Genomic DNA, 18,709 nt, shown 5'->3' with positions numbered 1-18,709 from the left:
GTCACAAAACTAAATAAAAAATGAAGAATACTACTATTCTCCATTTTAAATTATTTTGGCTTAAGATATACTACTGCTTGATTCTTTCTGTAAGATCCTTAACGTATTTTTTGATTTCTTTATCAATTTTAGATACATCTTTAATGGTATCACAAGCATACATTACTGTAGAGTGATCTTTTCCTCCCATTTCTTCACCGATCTTAGTGAATGTAGAGTTCGTAAACTCTTTTGAGAAATACATTGCAAGCTGTCTTGGTAAAGCAATTTCTCTTTTCCTTGTTTTGGATAAAAGCTGCTCTTTTTTGATCCCGAAATAATCGCATACCACTTCCTGAATGTAAGGAATATTGATAACCTTCTTTTGGTTAGCAGCAATTCTGTTGATCGTTTCTTTTAATAACTCAAGACTTAAATCTCTCTTATAAACTGTAGAATAAGCAATTACAGAGTTGATCACCCCTATAAGTTCTCTTACATTGGTTTTTGCTTCAGCAGCAAGGAAATCAAGCATATCTCCCGGAAGAACAATCCCGTCTCTGCTTAATTTATCTTCAATGATCTGTCTTCTTGTGGATAAGTCCGGTGATTTGATTTCTGCAGAAAGTCCCCATTTGAAACGAGAAACAATTCTGTCCTGAATATCCATAATATCAGCAGGTGCTTTATCTGAAGTAAGGATAATTTGTTTTCCGTTTTGATGCAGGTGATCAAAAATGTGGAAGAAGCTATCCTGAGTCGCTGATTTTCCAGATAAGAATTGAATATCATCGATAATCAATACATCTACCATCTGATAGAAATTAGCAAATTCAGTTTGTTTATGCGCTTTTGCAGCTGAAATAAATTGCTGAATAAATTTTTCTGAAGATAAGTAAAGAACTACTTTATCAGGAAACTGGTTTTTTACTTCAAGACCAACTGCCTGTCCAAGGTGAGTTTTTCCTACTCCATATCCACCATATAAGAATAATGGGTTGAATGCTGTAGCTCCAGGTCTTTTAGCAATAGATCTTGCTACTGTCGCTGCAAATTTATTACTTTCACCTTCTACGTAGCTATCAAAAGAATAGTCTGGTTTAAGGTTTGAATCAATATTTACTTTTCTAATTCCAGGAACCACAAAAGGGTTTACAATATTAGCTGAGAATCCTTGTGGCATCGTTTCCTGTGTTTTTGGAGTAGGAACGCTTTGTCCCTTCATGTTCATGGTAACTGGTTTTTCTTCACCTTTCGGTCTGTTTTCCATTACAGAATACCATAATTTAACTCCTTTTCCTACATTTTTCTTCAGGGCAGCAGAAAGCAGGGACAAGTAATTATCCTCAATATATTCCTTGTAAAAATCGCTCGGTACGATAAGTGTAAGGTTGTTTGCCACTAATGAAAGAGGCTGCACCTTATCAAATAACATATCGAAAGATTTTTCAAGTTTTTTCAGGTCAGAATTATCTTCAGCTGCGTTCAAGTTATCGCGCATAAACTGAAGGCACTTCTGCCATATCATCATTAAATTGTCATCCATTTTTATGCCCTGATTATTCTTTGTTTGTACTGTTTTTAGAAGGGAGACAAAGGTCCAATATTTTCTTTTTAAAAAAAAATATTGCGGGTATTGATTATTTAAAAATATATTTGTATGTATAATTTAAGACCTAAAATGATACACACAACACACTCAATAAGAGTACGTTACGCAGAAACCGACCCTATGAAATATGTATACTACGGTAACTACGCTGAGTACTTTGAAGTTGGCAGGGTTGAGCTCTTCCGAAGCATAGGAATTTCATACGATGAAATTGAAAACCAAGGAATTTGGCTGCCGGTTTCGGAGTACAAAATTAAGTATATTCGTCCAGCTTTGTATGATCAAAAATTAGAAATCCATACTTATGTCAAAAAAATTCCGGGTGTGAGAATTGAATTTGAATATGAAATTTACAATGAAGAGCATATTAAAATTACAGAAGCATCCACTACTCTATTCTTTTTAGATGCGCAAACCAATAAAGTAATTAAGTGCCCAGACTTTTTAATGGAATTGATTGAATCACACTGGAACAAAACAACAGATAGTTTATAATAAGAAAAGAGAAAGAAATTTTGGTTCAACTTAATTATTGCCACAATTAAAACTTTAGCTCTATTTGTGAATTAATTCGCACCTTTGCACTGTTATACAACGATACCTTATATATTAATATTATGAAGATTGCATTTTTGGGACCTCACGCGAGCTTTACACAGCTTGCTACTGCACAACTTTTTCCTGATGAAGAAATATTACCACAAGCAAGTATATTAGACTGTTTTAACGCCGTAGAAAATGGAGAAGTAGCAAAAGCTGTTGTTCCTTTGGAAAATTCTATTGAAGGAACTGTTTCGATGACCCTCGATTATTTATATAAAACTCCTTCCATTAAAATTGAAGCAGAAGCAGTAATGCCTATCGCCCATCACCTGATGATACATCCCGAAAATTCTGTTGAGGATATTGAAAGAATTTACTCGCATCCACAGGCACTGGCGCAGAGTTTCCATTTTTTAGATAGTCATTATAAGAATATTCCCAAACAGGATTTTTCATCAACTGCGGCTGCGGCTAAATATGTTTCGGAGAATAAAGATCTTAAAATTGCTGCAGTAGCCAATCAATTTGCTGCTAATTTATATGGATTAAATATCATTAGCCGGAATATTCAGGATTTTGAGCAGAACCACACACGATTTATTATCATTTCAAAGCAACAGAATAAATATGATAACAGCCGCCTTGAAACTTTAGGTGAGAAATCCGGAATGCTGGTTACACTTCCTGAAGATCATCCTGGAGGATTACACCAGGTACTGTCTGTTTTTGCATGGAGAAAGATGAATCTTAGTAAAATTGAATCGAGGACTTTAAAAACAGGGCTCGGAAACTACTTTTTTTTCATCAATGTAGAGGGACCTTGGCATGATGTACTCCATGAAAACGCACTAAAAGAGCTTAAATCTATTAATGCAAATGTTGATTTTCTTGGAAATTATAAAGAATTTTTACTAGAAAGCTAAATACCTTAAATAATAACTCAAAAAAACACTGTTAGACATACAGTGTTTTTTTTATGCTTAAAAATAATACACACAAAAGTGACATTCGCCTGATATCAATACTGTTACCCACCATATAGTGATTAAAAATTCAAAAACCGTATTTAAATTATTTCACAAAATGGATTAAAATACAAACATATGTTTAAATATATTTCATCATATTAACATTAAATTTAAACAATTCACAATGGTGGGTATATTTTTTATTGTATATTTGCTTAACTAAATTAAAATCTTGATCATGAAAACTAAAATCTACAGCTTAATGGTAGCTTTTGCTACATTGCCGTTATTTTCCCAAGTCGGAATTAACACAGCTTCCCCTTCAGCAACCCTTGACGTAAATGGTACTTTAAAAGTAAGAGATACTCCGGCGGCTCCAGCTCTAACAGGGTATCAGATTTTAGGATTAAACCAGAGTACTACTCAGGTATCCACAGTAGACCCGCAGCTGTTAATCGCAGCCTCAAAGGTAGACCCAACTATTTATGCCGCAAAAAAAACCAGCAATGTTTCCCTGCTTACTTTAGGAGCTTTTGGAGACTTCAAGCCTGTTAACTTCTCTTCTACAGAGAGGACTATAGGTAGCGCTTCTTTATTTGACAATACTGGATCAGCATACGTTATACCCTCTACCGGAGTATATGCATTAACATATTCGTTCCGTTACGGAACAGGATTGCAAGCTTCTGTACTAGCAACAGGCTTAGGTATCGGACTCTTAAGAACCAGAGGAGGAGTATCCACATTAATAGACACCCGTCCATTCACAGGTGTATCCATTTTAACAGCAGGTATAACTATATCTGATACCTCTATCACTTCATTATACTCTTTTCAGCAAGATGACAGAATTACCTTTGGATTAATAGATCCGGGTGTTACTTTGACACTATTATCTTCAAGTATTGCTTCATTCCACATTTACAAAGTATCCAATTAATAAGAACATATTGTTAGTTATCTATATCGTTAGCCCGTTACTACCTTGTAACGGGCTAATTTTTTAGGAGTATATCGTACACATTCTTTATATTTGATAAAAACTATAACATGAGTGAGTATATTGCTGTTATATTAATTGTAGTCATCGCCGTCATTTTCAATAATCTGAACACTAAAATCAGAAAACTTGAAAAAGAAGTATCGGATCTCAACTCCAGAATCAGAAAATCTTCTACACAATCAGAAATTACAAATGAAGGAATCTCGAAAGAAGAAACTATTACTTCTTCACAAGTACATCATCAAGAATCTCCATCTAAAACCAGTTTGAAAAATAATGAAGATGAAGAAATTCCGCCAACAATTCAAAAAGACTGGTTAACCCCCATATTTGATTTTTTAAAGCAAAACATACTTACCATCATTGGTATTTTTACTTTAGTTCTTGGAATAGGTTATTTTGTAAAATATGCCATTGATAAGAATTGGATCGGAGAAACATCAAGAGCAGGAATAGGCTTTTTTACAGGGGCATTAATTATATTCATCGGACATTTTCTGAGGAAAAATTACAAAACCTTTGCTTCCATTATAACCGGAGGCGGAATTTCAGTTTTATATTTTACAGCAACAATTGCTTTTAGGGAGTATCATCTTTTCAGCCAGAATACAGCTTTTGCAATCACCACTTTAATTACAATCATCTCTATTATTCTATCTTATTATTATAAAAGTGAAGTCCTCATTATCTTTTCATTAATCGGAGGTTTTTCCGCTCCTCTTATGATCAGTACAGGACAAAGTAATTATCCTTTTCTTTTTATCTACCTCACTCTTTTAAACATAGGAATGCTTGTCGTAGCTTACCTCCAAAACTGGAAAAGCGTTGGCTGGACAGCTTATATTTTTACAAGCCTTTATCTTTTTTATTGGAATGCCGAACAGCCGGAAATTCTGAGTATTGCATTTTACAGTATTAGTTATATCATTTTCTACATTTTTGCTTTGCATGATTACATCAGGAAAAGTAAACTTTCTACGCCTGATATTTTAATGCTTGTTTTGATTAATTGTTCTAGCATCATAGGAATCACCTATGTTTTCAATGAATTAAAATATGAGCCTGTTATTATTTTTCCTATAACGTTTGCGGTAATCAATGTACTTCTACTTTTCAAAGAGTATGGAAAAAGAAACTTCGGCATACCTTATTCTGTTTTTACCGGAATAACAGTGAGCCTGATAACAATAGCAGTAGCTTTACAATTTAAGACTCATCTTATTACAAGCGTTTGGGCAATAGAGTCTACTCTACTACTTTTCTTTTGGAAAAAAACAGGACATAAGATTTTCAAAACATGTTTTCATCTTCTTTTTCCTCTGGTTATTTTTGCTCAAATTATCACCTGGTGTCAGTATTTTAATGCTAAAAACCTCAGCATCATATTCAATCCTGTATTTTTAACGAGTCTGGTGACTATTATTTCAACCGGGATCAATCTGTATCTGTTGAAAAATACACAAAAAGAAGCAGTAAAAGAATCCAACAGCTTTTTAGAAAATCTGATCACAATAGTAAGCTATGCCATGATTTATACTGCATTGCTTTTAGAAATCACTTATCACATGAGTGATATGCCTTGGGCTGCAATTGCCAATATAGCTTTACTATTCACTGTTTATTATATTTTCACTCTATTACTTTTCAGAAAACAACTGAACATTCAAGGGGAGTTCCAAAATGGCTTAATTTATCTACTCCTTTTTATAGCAACAATTAATATATCTGTTTCTACTTCATCTGTAGTTACGGATATTTTATCCAAGAAACTTCATTCTGGATTTTATCTATTTCATTTACTTCAATGGATTCCATTTATTTATATATGTATAAAAACAGTTCCAACTTCGGAATTTCACAAATACAAAATATCTTATTGGATTATTTCACTAGCATTGATTACAATGATAAGCTGCGAACTTCATCATACTTATGTTTTAAATACCGCTCAGGATTATCTAAGTTCTTTTAAAGTGAAAAATCATTTCAATATCCTCTATCTTCCCATCATATGGACCATTCTTTCCAGTATCTTTATTTATATCGGATTAAAAAGAGAAATTAAGGAATACAATAAAATCGGATTTGCTTTATTAGGACTTATGATTTTAAAGCTTTATGGTTATGATGTCTGGCAGATGGATAATATTTCAAAAATAAGCGCATTTATCGTATTGGGTATTATCTTATTATTAAGCTCATTCACATTTCAACGTCTTAAAAACATTATAAAGAATATGGTTGATAAAAAAGGAAACAATAATAAAAATTCAGACACACAATGATAATAAAATTCATTATCTATAAACAAAACTCAAAATATATTAAGATTTAACTTACATTTTATAAAAAATAACTATATTTATCGCGTTTTTAACACTTACATATTCTGATTATGAAAAAACTAATCTATACTTTTTTAATCCTTTCATCCGCAACTTTATTTTCTCAAAAGAAACTTGCAGTTGTAGGTGATATTATTGGAACAACGGAACTATTTGATACCCAGAAAAAGACTATGTATTTTTCGAAAACATATACGAGTGCTGCAAGTCTTCCTACTCATCTGAGAAAATTCAGTTCTGCTTTCCCGAATGGAGTTACTGAGTATAAAAACAAAAATTATGTTAGCGGTATGGACAAACTAACATTTGAACAAATCAACAGACAATACAACATCCCTGAAAACAACACTGTTTTTCTTGACGGTCATGAATTCACAGATACCCAAACTACTATTTTCGCGGAAATTGCTGCTAAGATTGAAGTAAAAGATTATAATGGAAAAAAGACATTATATATTTCTACTAGTAATTAATCACGATACAAATAAAAAAGGATACGGTTTCTATCATATCCTTTTATTTTTAATATTTATCAGACCATTTTTTCTTTAGTTCTTCATAAATTTTCTTTTCTGTAGCATTATTTCCGGGCTCATATAGTTTTATATTTCTGATCTCCTCCGGAAGAAAGTCCTGCTCTACAAAATTCCCTTCATAGGAATGTGCATATTTATATTCCTTTCCATAATCAAGATCTTTCATCAGCTTTGTAGGTGCATTTCTTAAATGAAGCGGCACAGGAAGATTTCCGGTTTGCTTTACCAATGCCAGCGCTTCATTGATTGCCATATACGCAGAATTACTTTTAGGAGAAACCGCCAGATACACTGCTGTTTCACTCAGTATAATCCTCGCTTCAGGATTTCCGATTACATTCACAGCCTGAAAACAATTATTTGCAATTACCAGTGCATTTGGATTTGCTAACCCTATATCTTCAGAGGCAAGAATCAACATTCTTCTTGCAATAAACTTAATATCTTCACCTCCGGCAATCATTCTTGCCAGCCAATATACAGCTCCATTCGGGTCGCTTCCACGCATAGACTTGATAAAGGCAGAAATAATATCATAATGCTGCTCACCATTTTTATCATAAAGCGCCATTGTTTCCTGAAGAACTTCCAGAACATCGGAATTGAGAATCTCCTTAGTATCTGAATTTTTATATTGGTTTAAAACCAGCTCTACGGAATTGATCAGTTTTCTGGCATCTCCACCTGAATATTGAATTAAAGCTTCATTCTCAAGAATTTTAAAATCGGTTCCTTCATCTTTATTATATCTTCCAGAAGCAATATCAATAAGTTCCTCAAGTTTTTCATAACTCAAAGCTTTCAAAATATAAACCTGACTCCTTGACAACAAAGCAGAAACCACTTCAAAGCTGGGATTTTCCGTAGTGGCACCAATTAAAACAATCCACCCCTTCTCTACAGCATGCAAAAGTGAATCCTGCTGGGACTTATTGAACCTGTGAATTTCATCAATGAATAAAATAGGTGATTTTCCTGAAAATAAATTCTGTTTTTTAGCATCTTCAATCACATCACGGACATCTTTTACCCCTGAAGACACAGCTGAAAGCTTATAAAACTTTCTACCGGACTGTTCTGAAATGATCTCCGCCAATGTCGTTTTTCCAGTTCCTGGAGGTCCCCAAAAGATGAGAGAATTCAGGGTATTGTTATCAATCATTTTTCTGATTGTTCCTTTTTCTCCGGTAAGATGTTCCTGTCCCAAAACTTCATCGAGGGTTTTAGGTCTTAATTTTTCGGCTAATGGAATATTTTGATTCAAGATACTTTATTTTTAAAGGTCAATATTCAGATTTTTGAGGTCTGAAACTTCTAACAAATTTAAACTAATTTTCATTTTTTTACCCTATTTTTGCATTGTTTTGAAACTTACATTCAATAAAATCATTACATTTCCATTGGTAATTTTGATAAAATTTTACCAGTGGTTCATCTCGCCCTTACTTCCTAAAAACTGTCGCTACGAACCTACCTGCTCACATTATATGATAGAATCATTACGGGTGCATGGCATATTTAAAGGTTTATGGCTGGGAACTAAAAGGATTTTAAGATGCCATCCTTGGGGAGGAAGCGGTTACGACCCTGTTCCGCCCAAACATAAAAATCAGTAATAAACTATTAAATCAATAGAAAAATGAGTAATATTTTTTTCAGAATTTACCTCGTCATGTTTGCGTTGGTCACTCAATTCGTTTTTGCACAGGAATATCCTGGAGGTTTATCAAACGGAACTCTAGACATCAACGGAAATAATGTTCCTGTAAAAATCTATTCCACTACAGAATTTGGAGATCTTAACGCGTTTCCGGACAGACAAATTAATAATAATGTTCTGGTTATCTTAAATGAATCAAATTTTGAGCCTAACTATTATAATTATACAGCTTCAATTTTAACGAAATTTCATGATTCAAAATACCAGTTTTTTGATAAAGACTTCAAACTGATCAATGATTCGGTTACTAAAGAAAATATTACTACATTCAAATATGCTGTAAAATCTTCAAAAACAATCATCGATTCTGATAAAGTAGAACTTAAAACGTCTTTTAAAATCTGGGATCCATCGAAAGGCATTCAACTGGGACCTGTTACATTACATTTCTACAGTTTAATGTTTGTTTTTGCTTTTGGTTTCGGATATATTTTAATGTCCAGAATCTTTAAAATCGATAATGTTAATCAAAAATACCTGGAACCTCTTTTCACATGGACTTTGATAGGCACAATCCTTGGGGCAAGACTAGGACACGTTATTTTCTATCAGCCTGAATTGTTCAAAGAAGATTTCTGGAGTGTATTTTTACCAATCAGTACTAAAAACGGATTAAAATTCACAGGATTTTCGGGATTAGCAAGCCACGGAGCAACCATTGCACTGATCCTTACCACACTTTATTACTCTTACAAAATCATTAAGAAAAACCCTTTTTGGGTATATGACAGATTGGGTATTGTAGTCGCTTTAGGAGGAGCGTTTGTAAGGATGGGGAATTTTTTCAATTCTGAAATTGTAGGAAAACCTGCTGATCCAAATTCTCCTTTCGCATTACTTTTTCCACAACAAAGCAGCGAATATGGTCTTACTGTACCACGTTACCCAAGCCAGTTATTTGAAGCTGTAGGCTACGTTGCGCTGTTCATTTTATTATGGATACTATATAGAAAAACCAATAAGAAGTACCAGCAAGGTTGGTTATTTGGGTTGTTCTTTATTATTCTTTGGGCAATAAGATTCTTTGTTGAATTCCTTAAAGAGCCTCAGGGAGATGAGTTTATTCAGATGGGTGGCTTAAATACAGGGCAAATCCTTTCTATTCCGTTTATGATTGCAGGAGTTGTGATCATGATTATCTCTAAAAAGTTTATCATTACTGAAGAACAAAATGAGAAACCTGAATAATTACATCTTAGATTTATTAAAATAAAAAAAAGGCAAATCTGTATTACTACAAATTTGCCTTTTTCTTATAAGTTTACTTACTTATTATTTTGCAACGCAACCTCTTGTGCTTTTACATGGCTTTCTATCAACGCTTGATAATTAGGCATAACTAATGTTAAAATTTGAGCATATTCGGAAACTACTCCAAAATCCTTATCCCAAGTTTTAAGAACTTCACTAATTACAGCAGCTGTACTGATAGGAATAACGTTTGCCATTTGTAATCTGTTCATTGTAATGTGAGTTGACCAAGTACTCATATCACCCGACGCATCAATAACAGCAAACACTTCATACCCTTCAGAAACAGCTGAAATTGCAGGAAATGCTACACAAATACTTGTTAAAACTCCAGCTATCATTAATTTCTTTCTTCCTGTTGCTCTTACAGCCTCTACAAAATCAGCATTATCCCAAGCATTAACCTCTCCCTTACGTCCTATATATTTTGTATGAGGGGCTAATTTTTGTATCTCCGGCATTAAAGGTCCATTAGGTCCACTAGGTTCAGACGCTGTTGCTATTACGGGAATATTTTCCAAAGCTGCTAATCTTGCCAAAGCCGAAACATTATTTCTCAATGTTTGTACTTCAATATCTTTTACAGTTTGAAAAAGCCCACTTTGATGATCTATAAGTAAAATAGCGACATCATCATAATTGATTCTTGTTAATTTTTCCATCTTGTTCTAAAATTGTATATTAAATATTAAGCAAACACTTTTAATATTTGCAGTTTTCATCATTTATTCTGAAAAGAATGTTTATTAATAACAATATCTTCTTATTAAAGGAAAAAACTGAATTCTTCCTTTAGAAATTCAGAGCAATATTTTGCTATACAAATTTAATTAAAAATGAAACAAAAATAAAAAAAACACATATTTTTCAATACAAAACACATCAAACAACTATTAAAAGCAACAAAATATTTAATTTAAATGTGAAAAATTAATCATTTTGTTATTTTTAAAAAAAACAAAAACCAGGAAAGTATGAAGTAAATATGATAAAAAGTAAACAGACACATTCGTTTTTCACTCTTTCTCTCATAAACTTTTGGTAAGTCTCTTATTTAAATCAATAAAAACATTTCCAAATTCATCAATAACCTGAGTAGGAAGCATAGATTCTTTTGAATACTTTTCAGCAGCAAGATCAGCCGCTTTTCCATGTAGCCAGACACCTAAAATACTGGTATCTTTTTCTGAATATCCCTGAGCTAAAAGAGAAGTTAAAATTCCGGTGAGGATATCACCACTTCCTCCTTTCGCCAATCCGGAATTTCCTTTTATATTATAAAAAACCTCTCCTTCCGGTGTAACAACCTGCGTATGATGATCTTTCAGTACAATATAAATTTTGAGTTCTTTTGCCTTCTCCCTTGCCAATTCCAACCTTTTGAAAGAGTCTTTTGTTTTTCCAAATAATCTCTCAAATTCTTTCGGATGAGGAGTAATAATTGACTTTTCAGGAATTAAATTTTTGTTTTCCTCATCTTTGGAAATAATATTCAAAGCATCAGCATCCAGCACCAATGGATTTGAATAATTTCTAAGAAAACTTAAAAGACCTTTTGCCGTATTTTCATCAGTTCCCAAACCAGGACCAATACCAATAGTCATTCCCTCTTCAGTGGTAAATTTTTCAACATTTTTTTCGCCTGCTTCTATAAACATGGCTTCGGGACAGGAGGTTTGCAATATCTCATAACCGCATTTGGGTGCTATTGTAAAAGTAAGCCCCGCTCCGGTTTTCAAAGCCGATTTGGTAGCTAAAACCACCGCTCCTATTTTTCCATAACTTCCACCTATAACAGTAGCTTTACCATAGGTTCCTTTATGCGAAAATTCATTTCTGGGCTTGAATAGAGATTCGATAAGGTCATCATCAATAACAAAATATTTTGTTTCTGTAGAGTCTTGATATTTCTTGCTTAAATTAATATCCAATATAATTACTTTTCCCGTATAAATTCCAGCTTCAGGATGAAGAAAACTTCTTTTCCAGCATTGAAAGCTTAAGGTATAATCAGCTTTTAAAATAACAGAATCTTTATCAGAAATCTGATCTATAAATAAACCGGAGGGTATATCGATTGATATTTTAATATTTTTCTTTGTGTTGAGATACTCTATAAGCTCTTTATATTCACCATTCAACGGTCGGGATAGCCCTGTTCCGAAAAGGGCATCAATAATTATTGTCTTGTCATCAAAACCATATTGTTCTACCTGATTGAAATTCCGAACTGAAACTCCTGAAATATCAGCAAGTCTTTTAAAATTAATATGTGCATCTTGTGAAAATTTACCTTTAGGATCATTAACAAATACATCTACATCAAAACCTTTAAGATAAAGCATTCTTGCAACAGCGAATCCATCCCCGCCATTGTTGCCTTTACCACAAAATAGAACTATTTTTCTATGATTTTTACAATTCTCACTTATCCAGTTTGCTATAGCAGTTGAAGCCCTTTCCATCAAAAAGACTGAAGCAATAGGTTCATAAGAGATGGTAAATTCATCCCAATTACGAATTTGTTCTGCAGTAAAAATTTTCATAGGTAATATGGATTTTGAACAGGTTATAAAAGAAATCTAATTATAGCAATACCTCTATAATAAAATACATCTACATAATTAAACAAAATAAAATACAACTATAAAGTTACATTTTTCATTAAAATAAATCTTATTGATTCAAGCTAACAATCTGCTTAATTGGAATAAAAAACAACAAAAGTTTATGTTTTTTACATTTTTTAATTATATTTTTGTGTGTATACTAATTAAAAAAATATAAATTATGGGATTTGTTAAAGAATTTAAAGAATTTGCCTTTAAAGGAAATGTTCTCGATCTGGCTGTCGGTGTAATCATTGGAGCAGCTTTTGGTAAAATTGTTTCGTCTTTGGTTGAAGATGTAATTACTCCTTTGATCTTAAATCCGGCACTAAAAGCAGCTGGAGCAGAAAACATCGCTAAGCTTTCATGGAATGGTGTTGCTTATGGAAACTTCCTTTCTGCAGTGATCAGCTTCCTGTGTATCGCTATGGTGCTTTTCTTTATTATTAAAGGGGCAAATAAGGTCAATAAAAAAGAGGCTCCGGCTCCTGCTGGACCTACAGATGATCAGAAGCTATTAGCAGAGATCAGAGACTTATTGAAAAGCAAAAACAATATATAATCTGCAAGTCAAAAGTTTAAAATACAAAAGCACCTTCATTGAAAGGTGCTTTTACTTTTTATATCCATTGATCCAATTACTGGATCTGTAAAATACTTGAAATCTGATCAGCCAGTGACAGTCCTATTCTGTCCTGAGCCTCAAGTGTAGAAGCTCCTGTGTGTGGAGTCAGAGATATTTTTGAGTGATTAAGAATTTCTTTGGATGGCGTTGGTTCATTTATAAAGACATCCAATCCGGCAAACTTCACTTTACCTGAATCTAATGCTTCAATCAAAGCAGCTTCATCGATTACTCCTCCTCTGGAACAGTTTACGATTGCTACTCCATTCTTCATCATTTCAAACTCATTTTTACCTATCATATATCCATCTTTCTGAGCAGGAACATGAAGAGTAATGAAATCTGAATGCTTTAAAACATCCTGCAATGATTCCGTTTCTATATCTACATTAATAAACTGGTTATTGTAGAATTTAACTTTAATACTTGCTCTACCTACATTGTTATCAGCGGCAACCACTCTCATCCCAAGACCTAGCGCTATTCTTGCCACTTCCTGTCCTATTCTTCCCATACCGATAATCCCGATAGTCTTTCCTCTCAATTCAATTCCTGCTGCATAGGCTTTTTTAAGTGCTGCAAATTCAGTATCTCCTACTAAAGGCATTTTTCTGTTGGAATCCTGAAGAAATCTTGCTCCCGAAAACAAGTGTGCAAAAACAAGTTCAGCCACAGACTCTGAAGAAGCAGCCGGCGTATTAATCACATGAATACCTTTTTCTCTTGCATAATCCACATCAATATTATCCATTCCTACACCTCCTCTTCCGATGATCTCGATGGAAGGGCAATTGTCGATAATATCTTTCCTTACCTGCGTAGCACTTCTTACCAATAAAGTACGAATCTTGTGCTCGTTAATATAATCTACTAAAAATTCCTGTGGAACTTTTGTAGTAATAACCTCGAATCCCTTTTCTGTTAATGCATCAATTCCAGATTGATCCAGGCCGTCGTTTGCTAAAACTTTCATAAATGCTGCTATATTTAAAAATTGAAAGATTTAAAAATTAAAGGATAAGCTCCATTCAATTTTTAAATCTTTAATTATATTCTTTTATTCTTCGTCCTCTTTGAAAACTTCGATAGTCACTTGTTTTTCTACCAGGTCTGTAAACTTACCTTTATACCTTGTAGCTCTTACCAGGTGGTTGTCTATCCAGTGATAATTTCCACCTCTAGGCTTTCCGCAAAGTACACTGTGGTATTTAAAACCATGTTTATCTAACCAATCTATAGTGATTTGCTTCAGGTTTTCGGTTCTTGAAGTGAAAAAACAGATCTGATGCCCTTCATCATACCATCTGTTGATTGTTTCCAATGCATCTGGGAAAGGTTCACAGGTAACCATTCTTTCCGGTTCTTCATTGGGAACATCATCTGTAATAGTTCCGTCTATATCGATTAGGTAATTTTTAACTCCATCCTTTAGAATAGGACTGATGTGTTCTATGTATTCTAATTCCATCGTTAAAATTTGAGTAACAAAGTTACATTTTTTACAACTAAAAGGGATGTTAAACTTCGTTTATGTTAAAAATTTACTACAAAAATCATTATTTGACAAATAATATTAATAATTTATTCTTCATTTTGCAACTTATGATTAAAAATTTTCACTCAGGAGATTTGAAAAATGAAAAGAAATAGGGTTTATCTGGACATCATTAGTTTTTCCTTTCTATATGTTTATAAGATTCTAAAAAGTATGATGTTTATCGAAAAATTTCCAAAATACATTTATTACGCTTACATTTGTAGAAATGGAAGAATTTGTAGTTTTAGTAAATCCTGAGGATGAAGTTTTGGGTTTGATGGAGAAACAGCAGGCTCACGTCAATGGCTTGTTACACCGTGCTTTTTCTGTATTTCTATTTAACAGTAAAGGTGAAATGCTTCTTCAAAAAAGAGCTTCAGGGAAATATCATTCTCCTAACCAATGGACTAATGCAGTATGCTCACATCCCAGAAACGGGGAAACTTATCTGGCTGGCGCCAAACGCAGGCTGAAAGAAGAACTTGGGATAGAAGCAGAACTTTCGGAAAAATTCAGTTTTATTTACAAGGCAGATGTTGGCGGAGGACTTTGGGAACATGAGCTGGATTATGTTTTTATCGGAAATCATGAATCTGATTTTAACCTGAATAAGGAAGAAGTGGAAGAAGTACGATTCATTTCTCCTGAAGATCTGGATAAAGAGATCTCTCAAAACCCGGAAAATTTTACGGAATGGTTTAAAATTATCCTTGAAGAATATAAACACCATTTTTAATGATGAAAAAAATACTACTATTTTCTGCTATTGTATCAGGAAGTCTGTTTTTTGCTCAAAAAGCAACTACTTATGACGCTCCTAACTACTCTATTAATGTTCCTGAAGGTTGGAAATCTACCAACGACAGTGACATTATCAATATTTTCCCTACCAATGAAATCGGAGCTATTACTATTTCCGAATATCATGACCTGAACCTTCCCAAAGCTGAGACAAAAAAGTTTATTCTGGCTCTTTATCAATCAAATGATGAGGAAAGCAAGGTAAAGGAAAATAAAGGTAAAAAAGGATATACAGAATATTATTATGAATATTTTGATCCGAAAGAAAAACTTTTCTGGATTACAAAAACTTTTCAAAAGGACAAGGATTTGTATCTGATCACGATCAATTGTGGTCAGAAATTCTGGAACGGAAACTACATGACCCTATTCAATGAGACTTTCAATAGTTTTAAAATAAAGAAATAAGAATTAAATATGAAGAAAACAGCTTTGTACGACAAACATGTTTCCCTGGGAGCTAAGATCGTACCTTTCGCAGGTTTTGAAATGCCTGTACAATATTCAGGAGTGACTGAAGAGCATTTTGCAGTAAGAGAAAAAGCAGGATTGTTTGATGTTTCCCACATGGGACAGTTTTTCATCGAAGGTCCGGGATCTAAAGACCTTTTACAGTTGGTAACAACCAATAATATAGATACTCTGGAAAACGGAAAAGCTCAATATTCATGTCTTCCGAATGAAAACGGAGGAATTGTGGATGATCTTATCGTTTACAAAATGGAAGACGACAAGTATTTTGTAGTGGTAAACGCTTCTAATATCGACAAAGACTGGAATCATATTTCAAAATATAACACATTCGGTGCTACAATGACCAATGCTTCTGATGATATGTCATTACTAGCTGTTCAGGGTCCTAAAGCAACTGAAATTCTTCAAAAGCTTACTGAGGTAAATCTTTCTGAGATTCCTTACTATCACTTTACTGTAGGAAGCGTTGCAGGTGTGAATGATGTGATCATTTCTAACACGGGATACACAGGAAGCGGTGGTTTCGAAATCTATTTCAAGAACGAAAGCGCAGAAAAACTTTGGGATGAAGTAATGAACGCTGGTGAATCTGAAGGGATTGTTCCTTGTGGATTAGCAGCAAGAGATACTTTAAGACTAGAAAAAGGATTCTGTCTTTACGGAAATGACATCGATGATACAACTTCTCCAATTGAAGCTGGATTAGGATGGATCACGAAATTTGATAAAGATTTTGTTTCTAAAGATACTTTCGCTAAGCAAAAAGAAGAAGGAGTTACAAGAAAATTAGTAGCTTTTGAATTGACAGACAAAGGAGTTCCAAGACATGATTACCCCGTGGTAGACGCTGAAGGAAACGTAATCGGAAAAGTAACTTCAGGAACTCAGTCTCCAATGAAAAAGATCGGTTTAGGTCTTGCTTATGTAGACAAGCCTCACTTCAAATTAGGTTCTGAGATCTTCATTCAGGTAAGAAACAAGAACATTCCTGCAAAAGTGGTGAAAGCTCCTTTTGTATAATTGTTCTCAATACAATACACAAAAAGAGACTATCTTCGGATGGTCTCTTTTCTTTTAAATATATTCTTCAAAAAAAGAGACTGTAAAATTTACAATCTCTGAATTCTTATCTGCAGTAACAGCAAAGTGATCGGTCTGGAGTACACATATCTCCTATTCCCGGATATTTAATAATTAACTCATTAAAAATAAATCAACCTCGTAAAAATTGCGAGGCTGATTTATTTTCGTAAATTTTACTTCAATATAAAATTTTCAATCTGAGATATATTTTACAAGAGTTGCTCCATTTTTGAGATTCAGATTTAGTCTTTCAATTAAAAATCGAACATCCTGTAAAAAATTATCCTTCAAATATCCATTTTCTATATCATGCCCCCAGCATATTTTCTTATAAAATTCAGAATTCTTCACTAATACATCTTCTAATTCAATCAGCTTCATATATAAAGGTTTTATACTTATGTAGCCTTCATATTCATCAGCATAATCCCAGAAATCTATCAATGTAAGATCAATATTTAAAACCTTTTCTACCTGTCTTAATAACCGATCTTCATCACCAGCATCTCCCTCTCCCGTCATCATTAGGTTCAAGCCATTTCTATGATCAAAAAGATACCGATCTTTTAGTTCCATATATTTTTCAAAAGGTTCTTCCACATCAAAAATAAGATAGATTTCTAATCCAAATCCCATAAATTATATCACTCCGAAGAATTTTCTTAAAGCTTCTACATTTGTTTTATCATTTCCAACAAAGATCTCTTTATCCGTCATAAAAACAGGACGCTTTAAGAATGTATAATGATCTAAGATTAATTCTTTGAAATCTTTTTCTCCCAAAGACTTCACATCCAGCCCTCTCAACTTAATCTGTGTAGATTTTCTGCTGAACAAAGCATCATACGACTTGATCAGTTTATGCATCTCTTCCAATTCTTCTTTGGTGATTGGTTGTTTTTTTATCTCCCTAAGCTCCCAGTCTGTAAGATCAAACTGCGCTAAAATTTTTCTACAGGTATCGCATGTGTTAAGGTAAAATACTTTCTTCATTATTATTTTTAATCGGTTTTTGTTAAAATTCTACTTCATTTTCTTTTCGTGTTTCAAAAGTAGGATTTAATCTAAAACTTTGGAAATTATTGAATAACTTTATTAAAATTTTAAAAAGATGCAGAACAAACCTATTACTTTTCAATTCATTTCAGAACCATCAGATGTAAACTACGGCGGGAATGTACATGGAGGAAGTGTAATGAAATGGATCGATCAGGCAGGCTATGCTTGTGCAACAACCTGGAGCGGAAATTATTCTGTAACCGTATATGTAGGAGGAATCCGTTTCTATGACCCCATCAAAATTGGTGAAGTGGTAAAAGTAGATGCACAGGTAATTTATACAGGAACTTCAAGTATGCACATTTCCATTAATGTATTTTCCAGAAACCTGAAACAACCTACTTTTGACAAAAAAACGCACTGCATCATTGTTTTCGTTGCTGTGGATGAGAATGGTAAAAAACTTCCGGTACCCAAATGGATCCCAGAAACACCAGAAGAGAAACAACAAGAACAGTATGCCAAACGCCTGATGGAGCTGAGAACTCAGATTGAAGATGAAATGAAACCTTTTTTGTAGAAGTGTAATGTTGGGATGTTTTATAATTTGAGTGTAAAAGTATT

General features: G+C 33.5%; 20 protein-coding genes. 12 read left to right on the top strand and 8 right to left on the bottom strand.

Translation table 11 applies throughout. From position 1 onward, the window contains the following. Positions 1 to 70: 70 nt before the first annotated feature. Positions 71 to 1,525: a chromosomal replication initiator protein DnaA gene (gene dnaA / locus BBI01_RS06740; protein ID WP_027372814.1), complete on the bottom strand. Its 1,455-nt coding sequence runs from the start codon at positions 1,523 to 1,525 to the stop codon at positions 71 to 73. A 135-nt stretch (positions 1,526 to 1,660) separates the two neighbouring features. Between dnaA and BBI01_RS06735 the strand changes: the two genes are divergently transcribed. The 5 genes from BBI01_RS06735 (at position 1,661) to BBI01_RS06715 (ending at position 6,923) form a co-directional block, all read left to right on the top strand. Then, positions 1,661 to 2,086 carry an acyl-CoA thioesterase gene (locus tag BBI01_RS06735; RefSeq protein ID WP_065393903.1) on the top strand — a complete coding sequence of 142 codons (426 nt, stop codon included), beginning with the start codon at positions 1,661 to 1,663 and terminating at the stop codon, positions 2,084 to 2,086. A gap of 122 nt (positions 2,087 to 2,208) precedes the next feature. After that, complete coding sequence (pheA, locus tag BBI01_RS06730) at positions 2,209 to 3,057, top strand: prephenate dehydratase (protein ID WP_065393902.1); 849 nt, start codon at positions 2,209 to 2,211, stop codon at positions 3,055 to 3,057. Positions 3,058 to 3,340: 283 nt separating this feature from the next. Continuing rightward, positions 3,341 to 4,042, top strand: a complete 702-nt coding sequence (locus BBI01_RS06725) for a hypothetical protein (RefSeq protein ID WP_065393901.1) — start codon at positions 3,341 to 3,343, stop codon at positions 4,040 to 4,042. Between the two features lie 110 nt (positions 4,043 to 4,152). Then, positions 4,153 to 6,390 (top strand): DUF2339 domain-containing protein, encoded by a 2,238-nt coding sequence (locus BBI01_RS06720; protein WP_065393900.1) that lies wholly within the window; start codon positions 4,153 to 4,155, stop codon positions 6,388 to 6,390. Positions 6,391 to 6,500: 110 nt separating this feature from the next. Beyond that, positions 6,501 to 6,923, top strand: a complete 423-nt coding sequence (locus BBI01_RS06715; protein WP_065393899.1) for a hypothetical protein — start codon at positions 6,501 to 6,503, stop codon at positions 6,921 to 6,923. 49 nt (positions 6,924 to 6,972) lie between these two features. On the opposite strand, the gene BBI01_RS06710 is transcribed toward BBI01_RS06715, so the two are convergent. Next, positions 6,973 to 8,250, bottom strand: a complete 1,278-nt coding sequence (locus BBI01_RS06710; protein WP_065393898.1) for a replication-associated recombination protein A — start codon at positions 8,248 to 8,250, stop codon at positions 6,973 to 6,975. Between the two features lie 100 nt (positions 8,251 to 8,350). On the opposite strand from BBI01_RS06710, the gene yidD reads away from it, so the two are divergent. Together yidD and lgt are read left to right on the top strand one after the other, a co-directional pair. After that, entirely contained in the window at positions 8,351 to 8,602 is a 252-nt protein-coding gene (yidD, locus tag BBI01_RS22320) for a membrane protein insertion efficiency factor YidD (protein WP_076552611.1), read from the top strand. A gap of 443 nt (positions 8,603 to 9,045) precedes the next feature. Further along, on the top strand, positions 9,046 to 9,894 hold the full coding sequence (gene lgt / locus BBI01_RS06705) for a prolipoprotein diacylglyceryl transferase (RefSeq protein ID WP_065394146.1): 849 nt from the start codon (positions 9,046 to 9,048) through the stop codon (positions 9,892 to 9,894). Positions 9,895 to 9,971: 77 nt separating this feature from the next. Here the strand turns inward: lgt and BBI01_RS06700 are convergent, their stop codons facing one another. Next, positions 9,972 to 10,619 carry an isochorismatase family protein gene (locus BBI01_RS06700; RefSeq protein WP_065393897.1) on the bottom strand — a complete coding sequence of 216 codons (648 nt, stop codon included), beginning with the start codon at positions 10,617 to 10,619 and terminating at the stop codon, positions 9,972 to 9,974. Positions 10,620 to 10,985: 366 nt separating this feature from the next. Further along, positions 10,986 to 12,503: a bifunctional ADP-dependent NAD(P)H-hydrate dehydratase/NAD(P)H-hydrate epimerase gene (locus BBI01_RS06695; RefSeq protein WP_065393896.1), complete on the bottom strand. Its 1,518-nt coding sequence runs from the start codon at positions 12,501 to 12,503 to the stop codon at positions 10,986 to 10,988. A gap of 244 nt (positions 12,504 to 12,747) precedes the next feature. Here BBI01_RS06695 and mscL point away from each other — a divergent pair, with 244 nt between their 5' ends. Beyond that, the gene (gene mscL / locus BBI01_RS06690) at positions 12,748 to 13,128 is read left to right on the top strand and encodes a large conductance mechanosensitive channel protein MscL (protein WP_065393895.1); all 381 of its coding nucleotides are present in this window, start codon (positions 12,748 to 12,750) and stop codon (positions 13,126 to 13,128) included. A gap of 76 nt (positions 13,129 to 13,204) precedes the next feature. Here mscL and BBI01_RS06685 read toward each other — a convergent pair whose 3' ends face one another. Together BBI01_RS06685 and BBI01_RS06680 are read right to left on the bottom strand one after the other, a co-directional pair. Beyond that, a complete protein-coding gene (locus BBI01_RS06685; RefSeq protein WP_065393894.1) occupies positions 13,205 to 14,164 on the bottom strand; it encodes a D-2-hydroxyacid dehydrogenase in 960 nt (319 codons plus the stop codon). Positions 14,165 to 14,248: 84 nt separating this feature from the next. Further along, positions 14,249 to 14,659, bottom strand: coding sequence for an LNS2 domain-containing protein (locus BBI01_RS06680; protein ID WP_065393893.1), 411 nt, complete (start codon positions 14,657 to 14,659; stop codon positions 14,249 to 14,251). Positions 14,660 to 14,954: 295 nt separating this feature from the next. Between BBI01_RS06680 and idi the strand changes: the two genes are divergently transcribed. From idi to gcvT, 3 genes are read left to right on the top strand one after another with little or no spacing between them, the layout of a single operon-like run. Next, the gene (idi, locus tag BBI01_RS06675) at positions 14,955 to 15,464 is read left to right on the top strand and encodes an isopentenyl-diphosphate Delta-isomerase (protein ID WP_065393892.1); all 510 of its coding nucleotides are present in this window, start codon (positions 14,955 to 14,957) and stop codon (positions 15,462 to 15,464) included. Then, a complete protein-coding gene (locus BBI01_RS06670) occupies positions 15,464 to 15,937 on the top strand; it encodes a hypothetical protein (RefSeq protein WP_065393891.1) in 474 nt (157 codons plus the stop codon). Before idi ends, BBI01_RS06670 begins: the two co-directional genes overlap by 1 nt. 9 nt (positions 15,938 to 15,946) lie before the next feature. After that, positions 15,947 to 17,023, top strand: a complete 1,077-nt coding sequence (gcvT, locus tag BBI01_RS06665) for a glycine cleavage system aminomethyltransferase GcvT (RefSeq protein ID WP_065393890.1) — start codon at positions 15,947 to 15,949, stop codon at positions 17,021 to 17,023. A gap of 255 nt (positions 17,024 to 17,278) precedes the next feature. Here gcvT and BBI01_RS06660 read toward each other — a convergent pair whose 3' ends face one another. Both BBI01_RS06660 and BBI01_RS06655 read right to left on the bottom strand, forming a co-directional pair. Then, entirely contained in the window at positions 17,279 to 17,722 is a 444-nt protein-coding gene (locus BBI01_RS06660) for a hypothetical protein (RefSeq protein ID WP_065393889.1), read from the bottom strand. A 3-nt stretch (positions 17,723 to 17,725) separates the two neighbouring features. After that, positions 17,726 to 18,079, bottom strand: coding sequence for an arsenate reductase family protein (locus BBI01_RS06655; protein ID WP_083190026.1), 354 nt, complete (start codon positions 18,077 to 18,079; stop codon positions 17,726 to 17,728). Positions 18,080 to 18,197: 118 nt separating this feature from the next. On the opposite strand from BBI01_RS06655, the gene BBI01_RS06650 reads away from it, so the two are divergent. Next, on the top strand, positions 18,198 to 18,665 hold the full coding sequence (locus tag BBI01_RS06650; protein WP_065393887.1) for an acyl-CoA thioesterase: 468 nt from the start codon (positions 18,198 to 18,200) through the stop codon (positions 18,663 to 18,665). Positions 18,666 to 18,709 lie beyond the last annotated feature (44 nt).

The sequence above is a fragment of the Chryseobacterium artocarpi genome, assembly GCF_001684975.1.
Taxonomy (GTDB): Bacteria; Bacteroidota; Bacteroidia; order Flavobacteriales; family Weeksellaceae; genus Chryseobacterium; species Chryseobacterium artocarpi.
This window is presented reverse-complemented; position numbering and strand designations above follow the sequence as displayed.

What these genes read in the sequence shown, in the direction of transcription:
- gcvT (WP_065393890.1), top strand. Translation starts at nt 15,947, where the DNA reads ATGAAGAAAACAGCTTTGTACGACAAACATGTTTCCCTGGGAGCTAAG.
- BBI01_RS06680 (WP_065393893.1), bottom strand. Translation starts at nt 14,659, where the DNA reads ATGGAATTAGAATACATAGAACACATCAGTCCTATTCTAAAGGATGGA.
- BBI01_RS06720 (WP_065393900.1), top strand. Translation starts at nt 4,153, where the DNA reads ATGAGTGAGTATATTGCTGTTATATTAATTGTAGTCATCGCCGTCATT.
- pheA (WP_065393902.1), top strand. Translation starts at nt 2,209, where the DNA reads ATGAAGATTGCATTTTTGGGACCTCACGCGAGCTTTACACAGCTTGCT.
- BBI01_RS06670 (WP_065393891.1), top strand. Translation starts at nt 15,464, where the DNA reads ATGATGAAAAAAATACTACTATTTTCTGCTATTGTATCAGGAAGTCTG.
- mscL (WP_065393895.1), top strand. Translation starts at nt 12,748, where the DNA reads ATGGGATTTGTTAAAGAATTTAAAGAATTTGCCTTTAAAGGAAATGTT.
- BBI01_RS06735 (WP_065393903.1), top strand. Translation starts at nt 1,661, where the DNA reads ATGATACACACAACACACTCAATAAGAGTACGTTACGCAGAAACCGAC.
- BBI01_RS06685 (WP_065393894.1), bottom strand. Translation starts at nt 14,164, where the DNA reads ATGAAAGTTTTAGCAAACGACGGCCTGGATCAATCTGGAATTGATGCA.
- BBI01_RS06725 (WP_065393901.1), top strand. Translation starts at nt 3,341, where the DNA reads ATGAAAACTAAAATCTACAGCTTAATGGTAGCTTTTGCTACATTGCCG.
- dnaA (WP_027372814.1), bottom strand. Translation starts at nt 1,525, where the DNA reads ATGGATGACAATTTAATGATGATATGGCAGAAGTGCCTTCAGTTTATG.
- BBI01_RS06700 (WP_065393897.1), bottom strand. Translation starts at nt 10,619, where the DNA reads ATGGAAAAATTAACAAGAATCAATTATGATGATGTCGCTATTTTACTT.
- BBI01_RS06655 (WP_083190026.1), bottom strand. Translation starts at nt 18,079, where the DNA reads ATGAAGAAAGTATTTTACCTTAACACATGCGATACCTGTAGAAAAATT.
- BBI01_RS06715 (WP_065393899.1), top strand. Translation starts at nt 6,501, where the DNA reads ATGAAAAAACTAATCTATACTTTTTTAATCCTTTCATCCGCAACTTTA.
- BBI01_RS06650 (WP_065393887.1), top strand. Translation starts at nt 18,198, where the DNA reads ATGCAGAACAAACCTATTACTTTTCAATTCATTTCAGAACCATCAGAT.
- idi (WP_065393892.1), top strand. Translation starts at nt 14,955, where the DNA reads ATGGAAGAATTTGTAGTTTTAGTAAATCCTGAGGATGAAGTTTTGGGT.
- BBI01_RS06695 (WP_065393896.1), bottom strand. Translation starts at nt 12,503, where the DNA reads ATGAAAATTTTTACTGCAGAACAAATTCGTAATTGGGATGAATTTACC.
- BBI01_RS06660 (WP_065393889.1), bottom strand. Translation starts at nt 17,722, where the DNA reads ATGGGATTTGGATTAGAAATCTATCTTATTTTTGATGTGGAAGAACCT.